General features: G+C 30.3%; 1 protein-coding gene and 1 pseudogene. Both read right to left on the bottom strand.

All coding sequences use genetic code 11. The annotated features are described in order from the left end of the window. Nucleotides 1–110 (bottom strand): annotated as a pseudogene (locus tag HMPREF0072_RS12050) (phage antirepressor Ant); the annotation flags it as partial. After that, a partial coding sequence (locus tag HMPREF0072_RS10335) for a PcfB family protein (protein ID WP_004830362.1) occupies nucleotides 107–544 on the bottom strand: 438 nt, incomplete at its 5' end. The pseudogene HMPREF0072_RS12050 and the gene HMPREF0072_RS10335, both read right to left, overlap by 4 nt.

Here is a 544-nt window from a genome sequence, read left to right as displayed (position 1 = left end):
CCTAACATAGTTGCTACTTCATTTGCTATAAAGAAAAACTCACCGTCTTTTTCTATAACAGTGAGTTTCCCAAAATTCTTATTTTCAAATGTTTTTAAATTACTTATCATAAGCTTTGCTCCTTATGTTTATTTTTAACTTTATCTTTGCTAATGGTATCCTTAGCCATATCTTTAAACTTATTTATAGTCTTCGTTATTGAATCTTTTCTATCGGCCTTTCTTTCAGAAGCCTTAACTGCTTTTTTAAAGGCGTGTTCCATTACCTTTATATCCTTAGATTGAAAAAACACAGAGTGGTTACCAGTTTCCTTATCTTTCATAACAGAAAACTTCACTCCGTGTTTATTTAAAATTTTCTTTAGTCCTTTTAACTCAGGATCTTTTAGATTGATTTCTTCTAACTGTCCCTTTTTAACCATATCTTTTAGCTTTACTTCTTCTCCGTTATTTTTTATTACATTTTTCAAGCCTCCTTGTTCTTCTATTTGCTTGTGTACTTTCTTTAAGGCATCAAGAATTGCTTTACTTGTTGCTTTTGCAAG

This window comes from Anaerococcus lactolyticus ATCC 51172 (genome assembly GCF_000156575.1).
In the GTDB taxonomy this organism is placed as follows: domain Bacteria; phylum Bacillota; class Clostridia; order Tissierellales; family Peptoniphilaceae; genus Anaerococcus; species Anaerococcus lactolyticus.
Note: the sequence above shows the minus strand (reverse complement) of the source record. Positions and strands in the feature narration are given on the sequence as shown.